The sequence below is a fragment of the Streptomyces sp. NPDC043878 genome (assembly GCF_056435735.1).
Window position 1 is genome coordinate 68,747 of record NZ_JBWKDW010000007.1, and the last position, 21,807, is coordinate 90,553.

Consider the following 21,807-nt stretch of genomic DNA (forward strand, 5'->3'; position numbering starts at 1 on the left):
CCGGCATGGACAGCCCGGCGAGCAGTGCCGTCAACGGCGGTATCTCCTTCTGGTACGCGGACGACGGCCTCCCGGCGGTGCGGGAGCCGCTGGCCGGTGACGCGTCGGCGGACGTCGTGATCGTGGGCGGCGGGTACACGGGACTGTGGACCGCGTACTACCTGAAGAAGGCGGCGCCCTCCCTGCGGGTCACCGTGCTGGAGCAGCGGTTCTGCGGCTACGGCGCCTCCGGCCGCAACGGCGGCTGGCTGTACAACGGCATCGCGGGCCGCGACCGGTACGCGAGAGAGCACGGCCGGGAGGCCGCCGTACGGTTGCAGCGGGCGATGAACGACACGGTCGGCGAGGTCGTCCAGGTCGCCGCCGCCGAGGGCATCGAGGCCGACGTCCACCGGGGCGGGGTGCTCGAGGTCGCCCGCACACCGGCGCAGCTGGCGCGGCTGAGGGACTTCCACGCGGCGGAGCTGGCGTTCGGCGAGAAGGACCGCGAGCTCTACGGCGCCCGGGGGACCGCGGAGCGGATCAGGGTCGCGGACGCCGTCGGCTCGACCTGGACCCCGCACGGCGCCCGGGTGCACCCGGTGAAACTGGTGAAGGGACTCGCGGCGGCGGTGGAGGCGCTGGGCGTCACCGTCCACGAGTTGACCCCGGTGACGGAGATCCGGCCGCGGCAGGCGCTCACGCCGTACGGGACCGTCCGCGCGCCCTACGTCCTGCGCTGCACGGAGGGCTTCACGGCCGGGCTGAAGGGGCAGCGGCGGACCTGGCTGCCGATGAACTCCTCGATGATCGCGACCGAACCGCTGACCGACGGACAGTGGGAGTCGGTCGGCTGGGACGGGCGGGAGACGCTGGGCGACCTGGCGCACGCGTACATGTACGCGCAGCGCACCGCCGACGGGCGGATCGCGCTCGGCGGCCGCGGTGTGCCGTACCGCTTCGGCTCCCGGACCGACAACGACGGCCGCACCCAGCAGGCGACCGTAGAGGCGCTCCGCGAGATCCTCGTCGGCTTCTTCCCCGCCCTCGCCGGGGTGCGCGTCGCACACGCCTGGTCGGGGGTGCTGGGTGTGCCGCGCGACTGGTGCGCGACGGTCACCCTCGACCGCTCGACGGGGCTCGGCTGGGCCGGCGGATACGTCGGCTCGGGCGTGGCCACCGCCAACCTCGCGGCGCGCACCCTGCGGGACCTGGTGCGGCTGGACTCCGGCGAGGACGGCCCCACCGAACTCACCGGCCTGCCGTGGGTGGGCCACAGGGTCCGCAGGTGGGAACCGGAACCGTTGCGGTGGCTCGGCGTGCAGGGCATGTACGCCACCTACCGCACGGCGGACCGCCGGGAGACCGCCACCCACGCGGCCCGCTCCTCCCGGCTGGCGCGCATCGCGGACCGGGTGGCGGGCCGGCACTGAGGTCGCGCGGTACGCGAGGGGGCGGCCGCCAGCGCCGTCCCCTCCGACTGTTCGGGCTGTCCGGGCAGGCTTCGGTCACACCGCCGGTTCCGGCATCGGGGTGTCCGAGCGGATGCCGTGACGGGGGGCCTTCGCCGTCACCATCAGGCCCGCCACCAGGCCCGCGAGGAGCATGATGCCGGCGGCCCACCAGATGGCGACCGTGTAGCCGTGCACGACGCCCTCCTGCACGATCCGGGCCTTCTGGGCCGGGTCGCGCAGGTGGGCGGTGACGTAGGCGGCGCTGCTGGTGGTGGCGATGGTGTTGAGCAGGGCCGTACCGATCGAACCGCCCACCTGCTGCGAGGTGTTCACGGTCGCGGAGGTCACGCCCGAGTCCTGCGGGGCGACGCCCGCGGTCGCGGTCGCGAAGACCGGCATGAAGGTCAGGCCCATGCCGAGGCCCATCAGCAGCAGCGCGGGCAGGATCTCCGTGGGGTAGGAGGAGTGCACCGTCATCCGGGTGAGGATCACCATGCCGCCGGAGGCCAGGACCATGCCGGGGACCATGAGGCCGCGCGGCGGTACGCGGTTCATCAGCCGGGCGGAGATCTGCGTGGACCCGACGATGATCGCGACCGTCAGGGGCAGGAAGGCCAGGCCCGTCCGCACCGGCGAGTAGCCGAGGACGACCTGGAGGTAGTACGTCATGAACAGGAACAGGCCGAACATGCCGATCACGGCGAGCGCCATGGTCAGGAAGCAGCCGGCGCGGTTGCGGTCCCTGACGATGTGCAGGGGCAGCAGCGGGCTCGGCGCCCTGGTCTGCCACCACACGAACGTCACGAGCAGGGCCACCCCGGCCGCGAACAGGCCGAGCACCACCGGGTCCGTCCAGCCGCGCGGCTGGGCCTCGCTGAAGCCGTAGACGATCGCGACGAGGCCGCCGCAGCCCAGCACGGCGCCGGGCACGTCGAGCCGGGCGCCCGCGTGTCCGGGGCGGTCGTGGAGCAGGACGAGGGCGCCGAGGACCGCGGCGATCGCGATGGGCACGTTGACGTACAGGCACCAGCGCCAGTTCAGGTACTCGGTGAGCAGACCGCCGACGATGAAACCGATCGCGGAGCCGCTGCCGGCGAGGGCGCCGTAGATGCCGAACGCCTTCCCGCGCTCCTTCGGGTCGGTGAAGGTGGTCGTCAGCAGGGACAGGGCCGAGGGCGCCAGCAGGGCGGCGAAGGCGCCCTGGAGGGCGCGGGCGCCGAAGAGCATGACCTCGCCGGTGGCCGCGCCGCCGAGCGCGGAGGCGGCGGCGAAGCCGATCAGGCCGATGACGAAGGTGCGTCTGCGGCCCACCAGGTCGGCGATGCGGCCACCGAGCAGGAGCAGACCGCCGAAGGCGAGCGTGTAGGCGGTGATCACCCACTGCCGGTTGGCGTCGGACATGCCGAGGTCGCGCTGTGCGGAGGGGAGCGCGATGTTCACGATCGTCGCGTCCAGCACGACCATCAGCTGCGCGAGGGCGATGACCACCAGGCCCCACCAGCGGCGGGGGTCGACGTCCTCGGTCGCGGCCGGTTCACCTGTCGGCGTGGCGCTCATCCGGTCAGCAGACCACGGATCGCGCGGTGTCGCATCCTCTGCGGACCCGTGCCTGGTCATGGCTCAGCACCACCCGCGCAGGTCAGCCGTGTCATCGGTGGCGCGGGTCGGGGGAGTTGTCAGTGGCGCGGTGCAGGATGGGGGCATGGCGAGGCGAGCGGTGGGCGGGCGGGGTGCGGCCGGTGCGGCAGGCGGGCGCGGCATGGCGGGTGCGCGGGGCGTAGGGGGTGCGCGGGGTGCGGCCGGGGTGCGGGGCGCGCGGCGGCCGGAGCTGCGGCTGCCCCCGCTGGAACCGCATGACGGCGGGGAACTGGAGCCCGACGGGGACTACGACGGGCTGGAGTTCCGCGAGACGGACTTCGCCGGACAGGACGCCGGGGGCGCCCGCTTCATGGACTGCGCGCTGACGGGGTGCGCGCTGGACGAGACGCGGCTGCACCATGCCCGCCTCCTCGACTCGCGTCTCACCGGCATCAGAGGGGTGGGCACCGACCTCGCCGAGTCGTCCCTGCGGGACGTCGAACTGATCGACGCGCGGCTCGGCGGGGTGCAGCTGCACGGGGCGACCCTGGAGCGGGTGTGGGTCCGCGGCGGGAAGATCGACTACCTGAACCTGCGCGGGGCCCGCCTCAAGGACGTCGTCTTCGAGGGCTGCGTCCTGGTCGAGCCGGACTTCGGGGGCGCGACCCTGGAGCGGGTGGAGTTCGTCGACTGCGCCCTGAAGGGGGCCGACTTCAGCGAGGCCGCGCTGACGGACGTCGACCTGCGCGGGGCCGCCGCGCTGGAGATCGCGCGGGGTGTGGACCGGCTGGCGGGGGCGGTGATCAGTCCCGCGCAACTGGTGGATCTGGCGGCGGTGCTGGCGGCCGAGCTGGGCATCCGGGTGGAGGGCTGAGGGAGGCGGGGCGTAGGACGACGGGGGCGCGGGACGGCGGGGCGTGGGACGACGGGGGCGCGAGACGGCGGGAGGCGCGGGACGGGTGGGGCGTAGGACGACTGGGGCGCGGGACGGCGGGGCGTGGGACGACGGGGGCGCGAGACGGCGGGAGGCGCGGGACGGGTGGGGCGTAGGACGACTGGGGCGCGGGACGGTGGGGCGTGGGACGACGGGGGCGCGGGACGGTGGCCCGGCGCTCTCACTTCAGCCGGGGGAAGCGGGCCAGCAGGGACCAGATCGCCGGGTTCTCGCCGAGGTCCTCGTGCAGGTCGGTCAGGTCGGCGAGCAGGTCGTGCAGGAAGTCGCGTGCCTCGCGGCGCAGTTCGGCGTGCGAGAAGGTCAGCGGCTTCTCGTCGGCCGGCATCCAGTCCGCCTCGATGTCCACCCACCCGAAGCGGCGCTCGAAGAGCATGCGGTCGGTGGACTCGGTGAAGTCGAGCTCGGCCCACTGGGGGCGGGAGGCCCGCGAGCCAGCCGGGTCCCGGTCGATCCGCTCCACGATGTCGCACAGCGCCCACGCGAAGTCGAGCACCGGCACCCATCCCCAGGCTGTGGACAGCTCCCGGTCCGCGTCGGTGTCGGCGAGGTAGACATCGCCGCAGAACAGGTCGTGGCGCAGGGCGTGGACGTCCGCGCGGCGGTAGTCCATCTGCGGCGGGTCGGGGAAGCGGTGGGAGAGGGCGTAGCCGATGTCGAGCACCCGGTGATGGTGTCACGTCAGCCTAGGATCACTGGCGTGTCCCGATCCACCCCTCTTGTCCCGAATGGCGCGTCCGGCACCACCTCCGTCTCCGCCCGAGCCGCCATCAACCCCGCCGTCATCTCCGCTCCCGTCGTCGCGGCCGCCGCCCTGCTGCTCGCTGTCGCCCTGACCGCGTGCAGCGGGGGTGGCGATGGCGGTGGAACGGGTGGGGCCCGGGTGGACGGCGAGGCCGGTGCACCCGGCGTCCGCGACCCGTACTTCCCCCAGGCGGGCAACGGCGGGTACGACGTCACGCACTACGACCTGGCGCTCGACTACGACCCGGGCCGGCAGCACCTCACCGGCACGGCCGGGCTCACCGCCCGCGCGACCCGGCGCCTCGCCGCCTTCGACCTCGATCTCAAGGGCCTGGACGTCGAGCAGGTCACCGTCGACGGCAGCCGGGCCCGCTGGTCCCGCGTCGGGCAGGAGCTGACCGTCCGCCCGCACGGCGTACTCGCCCGGGGCCGCACGTTCCACGTCACGGTGCGCTACGCGGGGACACCGGAGACGGTCACGGACGCCGACGGGACCGGGGAGGGATGGGTGCGCACGGACGACGGCGCGCTGGCCCTCGGGGAGCCCACCGGGTCCATGGCCTGGTTCCCCGGCAGCCACCACCCGTCCGACAAGGCGTCGTACGACATCGCCGTCACCGTCCCCGAGGGTCTCCAGGCCGTGTCCAACGGGGAGTTGACGAGCCGTACGACCTCCCGCCGCCGGACGACCTTCCGCTGGCACACCGCACAGCCCATGGCGAGCTACGTCGCCACGGTCGCCGTCGGGCGGTACGACATCACCCGGTCCACCGTCCGGGACGGACTGCCCGTGTACGTCGCCGTCGATCCACGGCGGGCGAAGGCGAGCCGGCCGGTGCTCGCCGCCATCCCCGGGATCATGCGGTGGGCCGAGGGCGTCTTCGGCCCCTACCCCTTCTCCTCCACCGGGGCGATCGTCGACCGTGCGGACGACGTCGGCTACGCCCTGGAGACCCAGAACCGGCCCGTCTTCCCCGACGTCCCCGACACCGGGACCCTCGTCCACGAGCTCGCCCACCAGTGGTACGGCGACTCGGTCACGCCGAGGACCTGGCGGGACATGTGGCTCAACGAGGGCTTCGCCACGTACGCGGAGTGGCTGTGGCAGGAGGAGCACGGCGGCGACACGGCCGAGGCGGTCTTCTCCGCCCTGTACCGGGGCGACTACTACGACAGCCCCGACTACGGCCAGGCCGTCTGGGCCTTTCCACCCGCCGAACCGCCGAGCGCCGGGCGGCTCTCCGACAGCCCCGTCTACGAGCGCGGCGCGATGGTCCTGCACAGGATCCGGCAGACGGTCGGCGACGGCACCTTCCGCGCCATCCTGCGGGGCTGGGCCGCCGCCCACCGCCACGGCAACGCGGACACCGCCGACTTCACCGCGTACGTGGAGAGGAAGGCGCCCGGCAGGGACTTCGGCGAGATCTGGAAGGACTGGCTGTACGGGGACGGCAGACCGACGAGCGGAGGGTAGGGCCGGCCGGGGCGCACGGGTTCACCCGAGCACACCGGTCACGCAGGCCCCCTGAGCGGTCGTCAGCCGGGTCGCTCAGCCGTCCTGCTCCCGTCCCGGTCCTTCAGCCGTGCCGCTCCGTCTCGCCCGGTCCTTCAGCCGTCCTGCTCCCGTCCCGGTCCTTCAGCCGTGCCGCTCCGTCTCGCCCGGTCCCTCAGCCGTCCTGCTCCCCTCCTGTTCCCACGCGGTGAGCAGCCGGGCCAGACCGGGTGGCCACACCGGTTCCCCCTCCTCGGCGAGTTCCTCCCGGGTCCACCAGCGTCCGCCGAGGATGCCGTCCTCGGCCTGCGCGGCGGCCAGTCCGGGTCCGGCGGGGTCGCGGTGGGGGCCGTGGGCGACGTAGATGTGCTCGTGCTGGCGGATGTGGACGTCGAACCGGCTGAAGTCGTGTTCCCAGGTACACAGCAGCGGGCCCGGTTCGAGGTCGGTCCAGCCGGTCTCCTCGCGCAGTTCGCGCAGGGCGCCCTCGCGCGGGGTCTCGCCCGCGTCCAGGCCCCCGCCGGGCAGCGCCCAGTGCACGCCGGTCTCGGGGTTGTCGTACCGGAAGAGGTAGACCGAGCCCTCGGGGTCGACCACGGCGACGCGGGCCGCGGCGCGCGGGGTGCGCAGCGTCTTGCGCAGCACCGCGCACGGACGGCCGAGGAGGCGGTCGGGACGGTGGGCGACGACCTCGTAGCCGAGGGCGGTCCAGAAGGCGAGGGCCCCGGGGGTGTCGTCGAGGACGGCGAGACGTACGGCGGTGCGGCCCGCCGCCCGGAAGCGGTCCTCGACCAGTGAGGCCAGCCGCCGCCCGTGTCCCCGCCGGTGTGCGCCCGCGTCCACCATCAGCAGCCCGATCCACGGATCCGGGTCGGCCGGATCGGGGTGGTGGGCGAGGGTGACGGCGATCCCGGCGAGCCGCCCGGCCTCGCGGGCGAGGAGGACCTCCGTGTCGGGGTCGGCCAGTTCGTCGGCGAGCGCCGTCGCCACCTGCTCGGGCCGGATGTCGTCCGGGTCGGGGAAGTCGCCGCTGAGGGAGTGGAACTCGTGGTTGGAGGCGTACAGCGCGGTGAGTTCGGTGAGGAGGGCGGCCGGCAGGTCGCGGTCGGAACTGAGGGTGAGCGGCTGGAGGATCACGCTCGGCAACCTATCGCGGGGCATGCCGAAGCCCCCGGCTTCCGTGGCGGGGCCGGGGGCTTCGTCGGGGCGGGGCCTGAGTCAGACGCTGACGCCGAGGTCCTGGTGTCAGACGGTGACGCCGAAGTCCTGGGCGATGCCGACCAGGCCCGAGGCGTAGCCCTGGCCGACCGCGCGGAACTTCCACTCCGCGCCGTTGCGGTACAGCTCGCCGAAGACCATGGCCGTCTCCGTGGCCGCGTCCTCCGAGAGGTCGTAGCGGGCGATCTCCGCGCCGCCGGCCTGGTTGACGATGCGGATGTAGGCGTTGCGGACCTGGCCGAAGTTCTGCGAGCGGTTCTCCGCGTCGTAGATCGAGACCGGGAAGACGATCTTCTCGACGTCGGCGGGGAGGCCCGCCAGGTTGACGTTGATCGCCTCGTCGTCGCCGGCACCCTCGCCCGTGCGGTTGTCACCGGTGTGGACGATGGTCTGGTCCGGGGTCTGCTTGTTGTTGAAGAAGACGAAGTGACCGTCCGAGTAGACCTTGCCCTGGGGGTTGACCGCGATGGCCGACGCGTCCAGGTCGAAGTCGGTGCCCGTGGTGGTGCGGACGTCCCAGCCGAGGCCCACGGTGACGGCGGTCAGGCCCGGAGCCTCCTTGGTGAGCGAGACGTTGCCACCCTTGGACAGGCTTACAGCCATGGTTGGGAGTCCTTTCCTAGTTTTGCGTACGGAAGTACGCCAGTACGGCACGAAGCTACAGCTACCCCTAGGAACGCACAGAGGGGTACGCAGGGTTCCAGGTCTCTTTACTTTCTTTACCCGACTCTTTCGCCACCTGGGATATTCGGGTGACGCGGACCGGACAGAACCGGGAACATGGACGTCATGTCCGGCCCCCATCTCATCCGCGGCTCCGTCTCGCTCCCCGAGGCCGAGCTCCTGTGGCGTTTCTCGCGGTCGTCCGGGCCCGGCGGACAGCACGTCAACACCAGCGACTCCCAGGTGGAGCTGCGCTTCGACCTGGCGAAGACCGAGGCGCTGCCCGAGGTGTGGAAGCAGCGGGCGCTCGAACGGCTGGCCGGCCGGCTGGTCGACGGGGTCGTCACCGTCCGGTCCTCCGAGCACCGTTCCCAGTGGCGCAACCGTGAGACCGCCGCCGTACGCCTGGCGGCGCTGCTCGCCGAGGCTACCGCTCCGCCGCCGAAGCCGCGCCGGCCCACGCGCATCCCGCGCGGCATCAACGAACGGCGGCTGCGGGAGAAGAAGCAGCGCTCGGACACCAAGCGCGGCCGGACCGGACGGGACTGGGGATAACGCCGGCGGCCGTCCCGCGCCCACCGCCCTGTCACGTTCTCTCCGCGCGACGCGTCAGTCGTACGACGGCGGGCCGCGACGAGCGATGACCGAGACCGAAGACGACTTCCTGGCCGAGCGCTTCGACGCCCACCGGGACCGGCTGCGGGCCGTCGCCCACCGCATGCTCGGCTCGCTCACCGAGGCCGACGACGCCGTGCAGGAGACCTGGCTGCGGCTGAGCCGCTCCGACACCCGTGAGATCGCCAACCTCGGCGGCTGGCTGACGACAGTGGCCGGCCGGGTCTGCCTCCGAGGGGTCGGGTGAGCCGCGACAGCGCCGGCACCCCGACGGCCTGCCGCCCGCTCGTCTCCCCGGTACGCCGGGAACCCAGCCGGAGGTGGAAGCCCTCCCGCGACCGCCGTCCTCAGCCCAACTGCCGGTACCGTCCACGGAAGTACGTCAGGGGGCCGCCCTCCGCGCTCGGTACGCGGGCGGTCAGGACGCGGCCGATGACCAGGGTGTGGTCGCCGGCCGGTATGCGCTGTTCCGTGCGGCACTCCAGGGTGGCCAGGGCGCCGCCCACCAGGGGAGCGCCGGACACCTCGCCGCGTGCGTAGGGGATGTCCTCGAACAGCAGCCGGTCGCTGATGCGGCCCTTCATGGCGAAGCGGCCCGCGATGTGCCGCTGGCTCTCGGAGAGGACGGAGACGCCCCACAGGGGCTGCTCGTCGAGGAGGTCGTCCATGCGGGAGCCGTCGCGGAGGCTGACCATCACCAGGGGCGGGTCGAGGGAGACGGACAGGAACGCGGTCGCCGTCATGCCGACGTCCTCACCGTCCGGAGCACCGGGGTCGTCGGGGTCGAGCGAGGGCTCGGTGGCGGTCACCAGGACCACCCCTGCGGCCAGCCGGGACATGGCGGCGCGGAACTCGTCGTTGCTCACCCCCTCAGCATGCCCGGCGGGCCCGGCGGTGGCGGGCACGGCGGTGGCGGGGGGCACGGCGGGGGGAGTCTTCAGCACGTCGGAAACGCTAGTGCCCGCCGTCCGCGCCCCGCATCGGGCCTCCGGCCGAGACCGGACACAGGACAGACCTAGGACCGGCCTAGGACCTCCGTCGGCGGGTGTGTGGACTTCCTCCGGACGCGGTGGGTACCCGGGCGTTACCGTACGTGCACCGGACACCGCCGGGGGAGAAAAACAGCGTTCAGGAAACGCACAGGAAAATCGCCGAAAGCCCACTCAATTGTTCATCTTTGGCTGTGACTTGAGTCACAAGGGACGTTAATTGTTGACCCTGTGTACCGAGTGGGCAGCGCGCTGTGATTCAGTGGCGGAGAAACTGCCAGGACGATACGCCGAAGAGAACCCTTGATTCGCTGCGAGGTCTCGGGGGGAGGGCGCACATGGAGACCGAGTCGGAACCCTACGTCCGCCTTGCGTCCCTGCGACAGCTGCATCAGGCCATGGCCGAGATGAACACGGCACGCAGCCTCGCGGACACACTGCAGACCGTCTCGGACGGCGTGGTCAGCGCCCTCGGGTACGAGCTGGCGTGCGTCAACCTGGTCCGTCCCGACGGCGACCTGGTGGTCGCCGCCTTCTCCGGCAACCAGGCCGCCGAGGCCCTCATCACCGGGCGGGTCGGCTCCCGTGAGTCCTGGGAGCGCCGGCTCGGCATGGGAGAGCACTGGGGCGACCTGGTGTTCATACCGCACACAGAGGGCTGGGTCCTCGACGACGACGACGTACCGCAGTGGTACACCGACGGGCCCGCGCCCCGCTTCGAGGACGAGTGGCACCCCTCCGACCGGCTGTTCGCGCCCATGTTCACGCCCGGCGTGCAGGGCGGCGCCTGCGGCGAACTGATCGGCGTGCTCTCCGTGGACCGCCCGCGCAACGGCCGCCGGCCGGGCGCATGGGGTCGAGAAGCGCTCCAGATGTACGCGTTCCAGGCCGCCATCGCGATCAGCAACGCGCGTCTGAGGGCCAACATGCAGCGCGCACTGGTCAGGCTCGAAAGGGAGCAGCAGGCCCTGCGCGCCAGCGAGGAGAGTTTCCGGCAGGCCTTCGAGTACGCCCCCTCCGGCATGGCCATCGCCGAGATGGGCGGCGACCAGCACGGCCGAATACTGCGCACCAACGACGCCCTGTGCCGCCTGCTCGGCCGCCCCGCCTCCGCGATGCGCCGCTACTCGTTCTCCGACCTCGTGCACCCCGAGGACATAGGCACGCTCCTGCGGACCTCCGCCGAGGGGGGCCGCGCGGAGCTCAGGCTCGGCCGCCGGGACGGCACCTACCTCTGGGTCAGCCTGCGCAACTCGGTCGTCGCGGACGCCGCCGACGGCCCGCGCTTCCTGCTCACCCACGTCGAGGACATAGAGGAGCGCAAGCGCCGCGAGCTGCAGCTCGCCCACCGCGCCTCCCACGACGCGCTCACCGGCCTGCCCAACTCCGCCGAACTGCGCTCCCGTCTCTCCTCCCGCCTGTGCCAGCGGGCCGACGGCCACTCCGCCGCCCTGGAGTCCCTGGACGCGGCCTTCGGACATCCCGCCTACGGCGTGGGCGGCCAGAGCTTCGACGACTACCGGCCCTCCCTCGAGGCGCTCGACGCCTACGACCACCACGTGCACACCGCCGCCCCCGAGGACGAGCGCGACGACGGCGCCAAGGGGCTCGCCGTCCTCTTCTGCGACCTCGACGGCTTCAAGTCGATCAACGACCGGTTCGGTCACAACGCCGGCGACGCGGTCCTCATCGAGGTCGCACGGCGCCTGTCGAACGGGGTCCGCGACGGCGACACGGTGGCCCGGCTCGGCGGCGACGAGTTCGTCGTGCTCGCCGACGGGCTCGGCCGGGCCGACGCCCAGGACCTCGCCGTACGCCTGCGCAACGAGATCATCCAGCCCATCCGCGTCGACGGCCGGGCCGTGCGGGTCGGGGCCAGCTTCGGCATCGGCTGGGCGCACTGCGGAATGACGGCGGACGAGGTGTTGAAATCCGCTGACGAGCGGATGTACGTGGAGAAACGATCTCGTCCCAAACAGCACAGGCGCGCGGGTTGATCCCCAGGTCAGCGAGTTGATGCGAGCGGAGTCACCCGTTTGGGTCACCGGGAGCGGGTAGGCTCGCCATTCTGACCACACGTATCGCGTCCGACCCGCACCTGTTTGAGGAGTACCAAGGGATGACGTCCGGCAACAACGGCGCGACCCCGCCCGAGGACGACGACCCGTTCGGCTACCTCTACGCCGACGGACAGGCCAACGGGGCGCAGCCGCCGTCCGGCGGAGGCTACGGCTACCCGAACTCCGTCAACCGGGTGCGTGCCGTCGGCCAGCGCCAGTACGGCCAGCAGACACCGACCGCGCAGTACGGCCAGCCGACCGTGCAGCAGCAGAGCCCGCACGGCCAGCCGACCACCCAGTACGCCGCGCCCGAGAGGTTCCCCGGCGGCGGCGCGCCCACGTCCCCGCAGCAGCCGTCGCACGGCGGCGGCGGCCGGGGCCGCGGCCCCAACACCAAGGGCCTGCTGATCGGCGCGATCGCGGTGGTGGCGGCGGTCGTCATCGGCATCGCGGTGGCCATGGCCAACGGCGACTCCGACGGCGGCAAGGGGAACGACAGCAAGGCGTCCGCCGCGCCGTCCACCTCGCAGAGCACGCAGCCGAGCCCGTCGAACAGCAACAGCGAGGCCAGCGAGGAGAACCTGCCGACCATCGACGCGAAGGCGCTTCTGCTCGGCGGCGGCGCCGCCACCGCGTCCGACGTCAAGGGCGCCAAGGCCGACGGCGGCGTGTACGTGACCGGCTTCAACACCCCCGGCGCCTCGGTCACCTGGAACGTCAGCGGCATCCCCAAGGCCGGCAAGTACAGCGTCTACACCGGCTACAGCGTGCCCGGCAAGGACGCCACCGCGACCCTCACGATCAACGGCACGGCCTCCACCTCTCCGGTCGACCTGAAGAACTACGCGAAGGCCGCCGAGGGCGACTACGAGAAGGGCTGGACGAAGACCTACAACTACGTCCAGCTCAACAAGGGCACCAACACGATCAAGGTGTCCTGCGAGAACGGCAACCAGTGCGACGCGCTGCTCGACCAGATGTGGCTGGTCAGCGGCTGGGTCGACTCCTAGGAGCGGTCAGGCCGCGCCGGCCTCCCCCGTCACCGTGACGCGGGGCAGGAGGTCCTCGTACGCCGTGCGGTGGAACTCGCCCGCCGTCGGGGACAGGACCGTTGCCGTGGACAGGGCGACCGCGCGGGTCAGGCGGTCCGGCCAGGGCAGGTGGTCGGCGAGGCCCGACAGCAGGCCGGCGACCGCGGAGTCGCCGGCGCCCGTCGGATTGCCCCGGACACGGGACGGCGGGGTGGCGCGCCAGCGGCCCTGCGGGGTCACCGCGAGCAGACCGTCGGCACCCAGCGAGGCGACGACGGCGTGGGCGCCGCGCCGCCGGACGTCCCGGGTCGCCTGCAACGGCTCGTAAGAGCCGGTGAGTTCGGCGAGTTCCCCGGCGTTCGGCTTCACGATGTCGGGGCGGGCGGCCACCCCGCGGCGCAGCGGTTCGCCGCCGGTGTCCAGCAGTACGGGAACACCCGCCGCTCTCGCCACCCGTATCAGCCCGGCGTACGCCCCCACCGGCACCCCCGGCGGGAGGCTGCCGCACAGGGCCACCGCCGAGGCGGACGCGACGAGTTCGCCGTACGCCCTCTGGAAGGCGGCCCACTCGGCCGGAGTGACCGGCGGCCCGGGTTCGTTGAACTGGGTGGTGTCGCCGCTGCGGTCGTCCACGACGGCGACCGTGCGCCGCGTCGCGCCGGCGACCGGCAGGAGCGCGTCCACCACCCCCGGCACGGCGGCGAGCCGCTCGCGCACCGCGCGCCCGGTGGCGCCGCCCGCGAAGCCGGTGGCCGTCACCTCGTGCCCGAGGGCCGCCAGGACGCGGGCCACGTTCAGGCCCTTGCCGCCCGGGCGTTCGATGACCTCGGAGACCCGGTGGGAGGCGTGCGGCAGCAGGGCCGGCACGCGGTAGGTGAGGTCGAGAGCGGTGTTCAGCGTGACCGTGAGGATCACCCGGGCGACCTCCCCCCCGACGTGCGTGCGCGTGCCTGTCCCGGGCTCGATCATGCCAAAGAGACGGCGCTCCTCCCAGCCCCCGGATCGGCCACCGTCTCCCAGCGTCCGGACGGGTCAGGCCAGTTGGGGAGCGACCACCCAGGCGCCGCGGCGCATCACGCCCTTGAGGCCGAAGTCCGCGTCCAGCAGGACCAGGTCGGCGTCCTTGCCGGGTTCCAGGGAGCCCACGGTGTCGTATCTCCCCAGCAGCCGGGCCGGGTTGACGGACAGAGCGGTCACCACGTCCTCGACGGCCAGCCCGTCGACCGTCACCGCCCGCTGGAAGGCGCGGTCCAGGGTGAGGGTGGAGCCCGCGATGGAGCCGCCCTCCACGAGGCGGGCCACGCCCTCGCTGACCTCGACCTCCAGCGGGCCGAGCTGGTAGCGGCCGTCTCCGGCGCCGGCGGCGTCCATCGCGTCGGTGATGAACGCGACCCGTGCGGCGCCCGCGTGGTGGAACGCCAGTTGGAGGGAGGCCGGGTGCAGGTGCGTGCCGTCGTTGATGAGCTCGACGGTGACGCGCTCGTCCTCCAGGAGGGCCGCGATCGGGCCGGGGGCGCGGTGGCCGATCTGGGGCATCGCGTTGAACAGGTGTGTCGCGACCGTCGCGCCCGCGTCGATGGCCTCGACCGTCTGCTCGTAGGTGGCGTCCGTGTGCCCGATGGCCGCGATGACGCCGTGCTCGGCGAGCAGCCGTACGGAGTCGAGGCCGCCGGGGAGTTCGGTGGCGAGGGTGACCATCCGGGCCTGCCCGCGCGCCGCCTCGATCAGTTTGCGGACCTCAGCCGGGTCCGGGTCGCGCAGCAGCCGCTCGGAGTGGGCGCCCTTGCGGCACGGCGAGATGAACGGCCCCTCGAAGTGGATGCCGGCGATGTCGCCCTGTTCGGCGAGCTCGGACAGGAGTCCGGCCTGCCGGGCCAGGAAGTCCATGTCGTCGGTGACGGTGGAGGCGACCAGGGTGGTCGTGCCGTGCAGACGGTGGGCGCGGACCGCGGTGAGGACGTCCTCGGCCGGGCCGGAGAACGACACGCCGCCGCCGCCGTGGTTGTGGATGTCGACGAAGCCGGGGACCAGCCAGTGGCCGCTGACGTCGATGACCTCCGCGCCGGCGTCGGCGTGCGGGGCGTCGGCGGCGACGCGGCTGCCGTCGACGGTGATCCGGCCGTCGTCCACGATGCCCGTGGGCAGCACCACGCGGGCGCCCGCCAGCACCCGCCGGGTGGCGCCGTCCGCGGGCCGCGGCTGCGTCGTGGCTGGTCGCGCGGTTCCCCGCGCCCCTGGTGGGGTGGCCATCAGGTCGATACCTCCGTCGTAGGAGTCGTGGACGCGGCGGTCAGCAGGTCCCGGGCGAGCAGTCCGGCGCCGAGGCAGCCGGCCGTGTCGCCGAGTGCCGCGGGGACGAGGGCCGGCAGTTTCTGGAAGGTGACGCGCCGCCGGACGGCGTCCCGCAGCGGTGTGAACAAGGTTTCCCCCGCCTCGGCGAGGCCGCCACCGATGATGAGCGTGCGCGGGTCCAGCAGGGTGAGCGCGGTGACGAGTCCGTCGGCGAGCGCGTCGACGGCGTCCTGCCAGACCGCCCGGGCCCGCGGGTCGCCGGACCGGGCGGCCTCGGCGCAGTCCGCCGCGTCGGCCGCGGGGTCTCCCGAGGCCGCCGCCCACGCCTCGCTGACCGCCGCCGCGGAGGCGTACCGCTCCAGGCAACCGTGCTGTCCGCAGGGACAGGGGGCGCCACCGGGGCGTACGACGATGTGGCCGATCTCGCCCGCGAAGCCGTGGGCGCCCGCCTCGACCTGGCCGCCGATGCCGATGGCGCCGGCGATGCCGGTGCCGAGCGCCACGAACAGATAGCGGTCGGCGCCCCGGCCGGCGCCGACGCGGCCCTCGGCGAGCCCGCCGGTGCGCACGTCGTGGCCGAGGGCGACCGGTATGCCGCCGAGCCGCTCGGAGAGCAGGTCGCGCAGGGGTACGTCCCGCCAGCCGAGGTTGGCCGAGTAGACGGCGACGCCCTTCTCGGCGTCGACGATGCCGGGCACGGCGAGGCCGGCGGCGACCGCGGGCTCACCGAAGTGCTCGACGCCGTACGCGCGCAGCTCGGCGGCGAAGTCGAGGATCGCCTCGACCACCGCGTCCGGTCCGCGCTCGCGTCCGGTGGCGCGGCGGGTCTGGTGCAGCAGGGCGGGGCGCCCGGCCGGGCCGCCGGAGGGCGCGGCGCTCGCCTCCGCCAGGGCGGCCTTCATCCCGGTGCCGCCCACGTCGAGGGCGATGACATGTCTCACGGGTGACAGTGTGGCGCGTGGACCCGTAAGAGGTCTAGTCCACTACGTGGTGTAGACCTTATGGTCGAGGATCTGAAATTTTTCGGCAGGGTTGGGGCGAGCGAAGTGCAACGGCGAAGGACGGCAACGATCGCGGCGGTGTCCGCGCTGGGCATGACCGCGGTCCTCGGCGGCTGCGGACTCTCCGGCGGCTCCGGAGAGGTCACCCTGAAGCTGGTCGCGGCGGACTACGGAGACAGCGCGGCGAACAGCTCCGGGAAGTACTGGGCGAAGCTCGTCGCGGAGTACGAGGCGAGCCACCCGGACGTGAAGGTCGACGTCAGCGTCTACTCCTGGAACGACGTGGACCGCAGGGTCGAGGAGATGGCCGACGCGGGCCGGCCCCCGGACATGGCGCAGATCGGCGCCTACGCCGACTACGCGGCCAAGGGTCTGCTCTACACGGCCGACGACCTGCTCTCCATCACCACGCAGGCCGACCTCGTCTCCCAGCTGGCGAGCGCGGGCCAGGTCAACAACGTGCAGTACGGCATGCCCTTCGCGTCCTCCACGCGCCTGATGTTCTACAACAAGACCCTCTTCGCGAAGGCCGGCATCACCCCGCCGAAGACGTGGGGCGAGCTCGCGAGCGACGCGGCGGCGCTCAAGGCGGCCGGCGTGAAGTACCCGTACGCGCTGCCCCTGGGCCCGGAGGAGGCGCAGGCCGAGACGATGCAGTGGATGCTCAGCGGCGGAGGCGGCTACACCGACCAGCTCGGCACCTACCAGATCGACGCGACGCAGAACATCGACACCTTCACCTGGCTCAAGGACAACCTGGTCGGCAAGGGCCTGACCGGGCCGGTCGCGCCCGGGAAGCTCAACCGCGCGACCGCGTTCGCGGCCTTCGCCGACGGCCAGGTGGGGATGCTCAACGGGCACCCCTCGCTGATGAAGAGCGCCGCCGCGAAGGGCGTGAAGTTCGGCATGGTGCCGATGCCCGGCGCCCAGGCGCAGAGCAAGGTCGCGATGGGTGTCGCCGACTGGATGATGGCCTTCAAGAAGAACGGCCACGCCGAACAGGTCGGTGACTTCCTCGACTTCGTCTACAGCAAGAAGAACGTGCTCGCCTTCTCCCGCGAGTACGACCTGCTGCCGGTCACCACCTCCGCGTCCGAGGTCATGGGCGGGGCGAAGCGGGACGCGGCCCTCAAGCCCTTCCTCACCGAACTCCCGCTCTCCGAACTCCCGCCGGTCGGAAAGACCTCCTGGGCCGACGTCAGCGCGGACGTGAAGAAGGAGATCGGCCAGGCGGTCGCCCCCGGCGGCAACCCCGCCTCGATACTGAGCCGGCTCCAGACGACGGCGTCGACCGCGCAGAACACCGAGTAGCCCCGGCGCGCTGTCGGTGGCGGGGACTACCGTGCGGGGCATGGACCAGGAGCAGCTCGGCCGCCGCGAACAGGACGTCCTCGCGCTGGAGCGCCGCGGGTTTCCGGGCCCCGGCGCGAAGGAGCGCGCGATACGCGAGGAGCTGGGGCTGGCGCCGGTGCGCTACTACCAGCTGCTCAACGCGCTCCTTGACGACCCGCGGGCGCTGGCGCACGACCCGGTGACGGTCAACCGCCTGCGGCGAGTCCGAGAGGCACGCCGCGCCGAACGCTGATCAGCCCGACGCTCCGCCCCCGGCCGCCCCGGGTGCCAGCCGCCTCCGGCCCCCTTCCGGTGCCGAGCGCTGAACCGGCCGGCGCTCCGGTCCCATGCCGGCTGCGGGCCGATCGCGAACCGGTCCCGTGCCGGCTGCGGGCCGATCGCGAACCGGCCACGGGCCAGCGGTGTGCCGGGGCCGGGCCCCGCCGGCGCGGAGCGTTGAGCCGGCCGGCGCTCGGGTCCCATGCCGGCCGCGGGCCGATCCCGGAACCGGCCCCGGGCCGGCCGCGTGTCGGTCCGGGGCCAGCCCCCCCGGCCAGGTCCGAGCGCTGAGCCGGCTTGCACTCCGGTTCCGGGGCGGCCCCAGGGCGCTCGGGGGCGGTTGCGAGAAGAGGCCGGGACAGGCTCGGAAGGGCCGGGAAGCGTGTCGTCGGGGACTCGTGGATAGGGTCCAGTCATGGGCAGCCACAAGGACTTCACGGACCCCGCAGACCCCCTCCGCCTCCCCGAGCCCTCGACCCGGCAGGGGCGGGACGGGCTCGCCGCCCTGCTGGCGCGGCCCGGCCGGGCGGTGATCGCGCTCGACTTCGACGGCACGCTCGCGCCGATCGTCGCCGACCCCGAGCAGGCCCGCGCCCACCCGGACGCCGTGCCCGCGCTGGCCCGGCTCGCGCCGAAGGTCGCCTCGGTGGCGGTGGTCACCGGCCGCCCGGCCGAGGTCGCCGTCCGGCACGGCGGCTTCGCCGGCGTCCCCGGCCTCGAACACCTCGTCGTCCTCGGCCACTACGGCGCCGAGCGCTGGGACGCCGTCACGGGCACCGTCACCGCGCCCGCCCCGCACCCCGGCGTGGCCGCCGTCCGCGCCGAACTGCCGGCGCTGCTCGACGCGGCCGGGGCCGGCCAGGGCACCTGGGTGGAGGAGAAGGGCCGGGCGGTGGCCGTGCACACCCGCCGTGCCGCCGATCCCCAGGCCACCTTCGAGGCCCTGCGCGCGCCCCTGAGCGACCTGGCCGCCCGGCACGGCCTCATCGTCGAACCGGGCCGTCTGGTCCTGGAACTGCGCCCGCCGGGCATGGACAAGGGTGTGGCGCTGCTCGACCACGTTCGGGACACCGGCGCGACCTCGGTCCTGTACGCCGGGGACGACCTCGGTGACCTGCCCGCCTTCACCGCCGTCGACACGCTGCGCTCCGACGGCACCCCGGGGCTGCTGGTGTGCAGCGGCAGCGATGAGGTGAGCGAGCTGCGGGAGCGCGCTGACCTGGTGGTCGACGGCCCGGCGGGCGTCGTGGGACTGCTCACCGGGCTCGCCGCTCAGCTGGGCTGAATCTCCCGCAGCGCGGTCAGCTGCTCCAGGAACCACTGGGCGGGCGGGAGCGCGGTGGCGGCCGCGGCGAGCCGCTTCGCGCGCTCGCCGCGCTCGCCGTGCGGCATGCCGAGCGCGGTGTGCAGCGCCCGGGCCGTCTGGATCACGTCGTAGGGGTTGACGACGATCGCGTCCTCGCCCAGCTCCTCGTACGCCCCCGCCTCCCGGGACAGCACCAGCGCGCACCCCTCGTCGGAGACGAGCGGGACCTCCTTCGCCACCAGGTTCATGCCGTCCCGGATGGGGTTGACCAGGGCCACGTCCGCGAGCCGGTAGGCGGCCAGGGACCGCGCGAAGTCGTCCTTGACGTGCAGCACGACCGGCGTCCAGTCCGGTGTGCCGTAGTGGGAGTTGATCTCCTCGGCCACCCGCTGCACCTCGGCCGTGTAGTCCCGGTAGACGGCGAGGTCCTGCCGCGAGGGGTAGGCGAACGCCACGTGCGTCACCCGTTCGCGCCACTCGGGGTGGTCGTCGAGCAGCTGCCGGTAGGCCAGCAGGCCGCGCACGATGTTCTTCGACAGCTCGGTGCGGTCCACCCGCACGATCGTCCTGCGCGGGCTGCCGTCCGGGGCCGTGCCGATCTCGCCGCGCAGCGCCCTGATCCGCTCCTCGACGTCCGCCTCGTGGGCGCGGGCGCGCAGGAACTCGGCGTCGGCGCCGAGGCCGTGCACCCCGATCCGGGTCCGGCGCCCGGACGCCCCGCCGTGGGTGAGCACCCGCGGCCCCTGCTGCGGCCACTCCCGCCCGATGCCCTCGTCGACCGCCTGCGCGCACTCGGCGAAGGCGGTCGCCCAGCGCCAGGTGAGGAAGCCGAGCTGGTCGGCGCCGAGCAGGCCGCGCACCAGCTGGGCCCGGATGTCGTCGGGCAGCATGCGGAAGTAGGCGTCCGGCGCCCACGGCGTGTGCGAGAAGTGGCCGATGCGCAGGTCGGGGCGGAGTTCGCGGAGCATGCCCGGCACCAGGCACAGGTGGTAGTCCTGCACGAGGACCGCCGCGCCCTCGGCCGCCTCCTGCGCCAGCGCCTCGGCGAAGGCCCGGTTGTAGGTCTCGTACGACGCCCACTGGCGGCGGAACTCCGCGCCGAAGACGGGCTCCAGCGGGGTCTGGTACAGCAGGTGGTGGACGAACCAGAGCACCGAGTTGGCGATGCCGTTGTAGGCGTCGGCGTGCACGTCGGCGGGGATGTCCAGCATCCGTACGCCGTCCTCGCCGACCCCGCGCCGGACCGCCTCGCGGTCGCCGTCGGTGAGGGCGGAGCACACCCACAGGGCGCCGGCGTCGGGCCCGATCGCGGACAGGCCGGAGACCAGCCCGCCGCCGCCACGCCTGGCGTGCAGCGAGCCGTCCTCCCGCACCTCGTAGGAGACCGGGCCGCGGTTGGACGCGACGAGTACCTGGGCGCCCTGAGCAGCGCGGGTGGAAGCCATACGCCTCAACCTAGCCCGGCCCGTAAACGCTCAAACGTGCGGTCCGGTCCTACGGCGGGTGCGGGGGCCGTGGGCGGCTCGGTTCGGTCCGCGGCACGGCCCCCGCGCCCGGCCCGGTCAGGCCACCTTGCGGGTGGCGTACTCGGCGATCTCCACCATGGGCGGCCGTTCCTCGGTGTCCACGGAGTACGTGCGCGGCTCGAAGCCGTCCTCGCCCCGTTCGAACTGGGTGAGGGAGGGGCGGATCAGGTGGCCGCGGGCCAGCCGCAGCTGGGCCGTGCGGTAGATCGCGGCGGCCATCCGGCCCAGTGCCTGGCCGTCCTGGTGACGGTGCTTGCGCACTCCGACGTCGACCTGGGCCAGGGCGTCGAGGCCGACGAGGTGCAGGGCGTCGACCAGCATGCCCAGCTCCACGCCGTAGCCCACCGGGAACGGGAGCTGTTCCAGGAGGGAGCGGCGGGCCGCGTACTCGCCGCCGAGCGGCTGCACGAAGCCGGCGAGCTGGGGCCAGTGCATGTTCAGCAGCGGGCGGGCCATCAGCTCGGTGACCCGGCCGCCCTGGCCGGCCCTGCCGCCGAGCGGACGGTCGTACATCGCCTTGACGAGGTCGACCCCGGGATCGGTGAGCAGCGGCCCCACGATCCCGGAGACGAAGTCGGAGGAGAACTCCTTCAGGTCCGCGTCGATGAAGCAGACGATGTCCCCGCTGGTCACCAGGAGCGAGCGCCACAGGACCTCGCCCTTGCCCGGCACGGGCGGGATGTGCGGCAGGATGTCGTCGCGGTGGACGACCCGGGCGCCGGCCGCGGCGGCCACCTCGGAGGTGCGGTCGGTCGACCCCGAGTCGACGACGACTATCTCGTCGACGAGCGGGACCTGATGCATGAGGTCGTGACGGATCACGGCGACGATGTCACCGACCGTCTCCTCCTCGTTGAGCGCGGGCAGCACGACGGAGACCGTCTGGCCCGTCATGCGTTTCGCGGCCAGGACCTTGTGCAGCGGGCGACTGGTCATGGACCAGGAGCGGTTGCTCAGCCAGCGCTCGACTTCTTCCAGCACAGTGCGCGGCTCCTCTGCGTTCTGTCGGCGAGAGGTGATCGGCTGTGATCCATCTCGCGGTGCGGACGACTATCTCAACTGTCCTGGCCTTCGGTTACAGTCTTGAACAACGCTGATGACCATCGCATGTCGGGGGTCGTTGCGCGTACAACTACATACCGCTCATCCAGAGGGGCAGAGGGATACGGCCCGTTGAAGCCCCGGCAACCCTCCAGCCGGTCTCGTGGATCACTGTTGATCATCACGCGAGGCTCCCGGCTAGGGAAGGTGCCAAATCCGTCTCATGGCGAAACGCGTCGTGAGGAAGATGAGGAA

20 protein-coding genes and 1 riboswitch are annotated in these 21,807 nt (G+C 73.0%); of the genes, 10 read left to right on the forward strand and 10 right to left on the reverse strand.

From position 1 onward, the window contains the following. Positions 1-5: 5 nt before the first annotated feature. Positions 6-1,412, forward strand: a complete 1,407-nt coding sequence (locus tag AC07AZ_RS12090) for an NAD(P)/FAD-dependent oxidoreductase (RefSeq protein ID WP_478846520.1) — start codon at positions 6-8, stop codon at positions 1,410-1,412. Positions 1,413-1,487: 75 nt separating this feature from the next. Here AC07AZ_RS12090 and AC07AZ_RS12095 read toward each other — a convergent pair whose 3' ends face one another. Further along, entirely contained in the window at positions 1,488-2,990 is a 1,503-nt protein-coding gene (locus tag AC07AZ_RS12095) for an MFS transporter (RefSeq protein WP_478846522.1), read from the reverse strand. Between the two features lie 145 nt (positions 2,991-3,135). Between AC07AZ_RS12095 and AC07AZ_RS12100 the strand changes: the two genes are divergently transcribed. Further along, positions 3,136-3,885, forward strand: coding sequence for a pentapeptide repeat-containing protein (locus AC07AZ_RS12100; RefSeq protein WP_478846523.1), 750 nt, complete (start codon positions 3,136-3,138; stop codon positions 3,883-3,885). A 241-nt stretch (positions 3,886-4,126) separates the two neighbouring features. Here the strand turns inward: AC07AZ_RS12100 and AC07AZ_RS12105 are convergent, their stop codons facing one another. Continuing rightward, complete coding sequence (locus tag AC07AZ_RS12105; protein WP_478846525.1) at positions 4,127-4,627, reverse strand: hypothetical protein; 501 nt, start codon at positions 4,625-4,627, stop codon at positions 4,127-4,129. Positions 4,628-4,633: 6 nt separating this feature from the next. Here AC07AZ_RS12105 and AC07AZ_RS12110 point away from each other — a divergent pair, with 6 nt between their 5' ends. Continuing rightward, positions 4,634-6,181, forward strand: coding sequence for a M1 family metallopeptidase (locus AC07AZ_RS12110; RefSeq protein WP_478846527.1), 1,548 nt, complete (start codon positions 4,634-4,636; stop codon positions 6,179-6,181). 162 nt (positions 6,182-6,343) lie between these two features. On the opposite strand, the gene AC07AZ_RS12115 is transcribed toward AC07AZ_RS12110, so the two are convergent. Together AC07AZ_RS12115 and AC07AZ_RS12120 are read right to left on the reverse strand one after the other, a co-directional pair. Next, entirely contained in the window at positions 6,344-7,336 is a 993-nt protein-coding gene (locus tag AC07AZ_RS12115) for a bifunctional GNAT family N-acetyltransferase/NUDIX hydrolase (protein ID WP_478846529.1), read from the reverse strand. Between the two features lie 108 nt (positions 7,337-7,444). Beyond that, on the reverse strand, positions 7,445-8,020 hold the full coding sequence (locus AC07AZ_RS12120; RefSeq protein WP_478846531.1) for a TerD family protein: 576 nt from the start codon (positions 8,018-8,020) through the stop codon (positions 7,445-7,447). Between the two features lie 177 nt (positions 8,021-8,197). On the opposite strand from AC07AZ_RS12120, the gene arfB reads away from it, so the two are divergent. Beyond that, positions 8,198-8,635 (forward strand): alternative ribosome rescue aminoacyl-tRNA hydrolase ArfB, encoded by a 438-nt coding sequence (arfB, locus tag AC07AZ_RS12125; RefSeq protein WP_478846533.1) that lies wholly within the window; start codon positions 8,198-8,200, stop codon positions 8,633-8,635. 85 nt (positions 8,636-8,720) lie between these two features. Further along, positions 8,721-8,942 carry a sigma factor gene (locus AC07AZ_RS12130; RefSeq protein ID WP_478846535.1) on the forward strand — a complete coding sequence of 74 codons (222 nt, stop codon included), beginning with the start codon at positions 8,721-8,723 and terminating at the stop codon, positions 8,940-8,942. 100 nt (positions 8,943-9,042) lie between these two features. On the opposite strand, the gene AC07AZ_RS12135 is transcribed toward AC07AZ_RS12130, so the two are convergent. Beyond that, the gene (locus AC07AZ_RS12135; protein WP_478846537.1) at positions 9,043-9,639 is read right to left on the reverse strand and encodes a flavin reductase family protein; all 597 of its coding nucleotides are present in this window, start codon (positions 9,637-9,639) and stop codon (positions 9,043-9,045) included. 383 nt (positions 9,640-10,022) lie between these two features. Here AC07AZ_RS12135 and cdgB point away from each other — a divergent pair, with 383 nt between their 5' ends. Together cdgB and AC07AZ_RS12145 are read left to right on the forward strand one after the other, a co-directional pair. Beyond that, positions 10,023-11,681: a diguanylate cyclase CdgB gene (gene cdgB / locus AC07AZ_RS12140; RefSeq protein WP_478846539.1), complete on the forward strand. Its 1,659-nt coding sequence runs from the start codon at positions 10,023-10,025 to the stop codon at positions 11,679-11,681. A 122-nt stretch (positions 11,682-11,803) separates the two neighbouring features. Then, positions 11,804-12,754, forward strand: coding sequence for a CBM35 domain-containing protein (locus AC07AZ_RS12145; RefSeq protein WP_478846541.1), 951 nt, complete (start codon positions 11,804-11,806; stop codon positions 12,752-12,754). Positions 12,755-12,760: 6 nt separating this feature from the next. On the opposite strand, the gene AC07AZ_RS12150 is transcribed toward AC07AZ_RS12145, so the two are convergent. The 3 genes from AC07AZ_RS12150 to AC07AZ_RS12160 all read right to left on the reverse strand — a co-directional run bounded on the left by AC07AZ_RS12150 (position 12,761) and on the right by AC07AZ_RS12160 (position 16,008). After that, positions 12,761-13,690, reverse strand: a complete 930-nt coding sequence (locus AC07AZ_RS12150) for a 1-phosphofructokinase family hexose kinase (RefSeq protein ID WP_478846543.1) — start codon at positions 13,688-13,690, stop codon at positions 12,761-12,763. Positions 13,691-13,807: 117 nt separating this feature from the next. Next, positions 13,808-15,025: an N-acetylglucosamine-6-phosphate deacetylase gene (gene nagA / locus AC07AZ_RS12155; protein WP_478846545.1), complete on the reverse strand. Its 1,218-nt coding sequence runs from the start codon at positions 15,023-15,025 to the stop codon at positions 13,808-13,810. Next, complete coding sequence (locus tag AC07AZ_RS12160; protein WP_478846547.1) at positions 15,025-16,008, reverse strand: ROK family protein; 984 nt, start codon at positions 16,006-16,008, stop codon at positions 15,025-15,027. Before AC07AZ_RS12160 ends, nagA begins: the two co-directional genes overlap by 1 nt. A 105-nt stretch (positions 16,009-16,113) precedes the next feature. On the opposite strand from AC07AZ_RS12160, the gene AC07AZ_RS12165 reads away from it, so the two are divergent. The 3 genes from AC07AZ_RS12165 (at position 16,114) to otsB (ending at position 18,964) form a co-directional block, all read left to right on the forward strand. Then, positions 16,114-17,379, forward strand: a complete 1,266-nt coding sequence (locus tag AC07AZ_RS12165) for an ABC transporter substrate-binding protein (protein WP_478846549.1) — start codon at positions 16,114-16,116, stop codon at positions 17,377-17,379. A gap of 40 nt (positions 17,380-17,419) precedes the next feature. Continuing rightward, positions 17,420-17,653: a DUF3263 domain-containing protein gene (locus AC07AZ_RS12170; protein ID WP_356032376.1), complete on the forward strand. Its 234-nt coding sequence runs from the start codon at positions 17,420-17,422 to the stop codon at positions 17,651-17,653. A 441-nt stretch (positions 17,654-18,094) separates the two neighbouring features. Further along, complete coding sequence (gene otsB / locus AC07AZ_RS12175; RefSeq protein ID WP_478846552.1) at positions 18,095-18,964, forward strand: trehalose-phosphatase; 870 nt, start codon at positions 18,095-18,097, stop codon at positions 18,962-18,964. On the opposite strand, the gene AC07AZ_RS12180 is transcribed toward otsB, so the two are convergent. Continuing rightward, positions 18,952-20,430: an alpha,alpha-trehalose-phosphate synthase (UDP-forming) gene (locus tag AC07AZ_RS12180; RefSeq protein WP_478846554.1), complete on the reverse strand. Its 1,479-nt coding sequence runs from the start codon at positions 20,428-20,430 to the stop codon at positions 18,952-18,954. The two genes, otsB and AC07AZ_RS12180, sit on opposite strands and share 13 nt — an antisense overlap. Positions 20,431-20,547: 117 nt before the next feature. Continuing rightward, positions 20,548-21,492, reverse strand: coding sequence for a glucosyl-3-phosphoglycerate synthase (locus AC07AZ_RS12185; RefSeq protein WP_478846557.1), 945 nt, complete (start codon positions 21,490-21,492; stop codon positions 20,548-20,550). Between the two features lie 159 nt (positions 21,493-21,651). Then, positions 21,652-21,806: riboswitch (SAM riboswitch) on the forward strand. Position 21,807 lies beyond the last annotated feature (1 nt).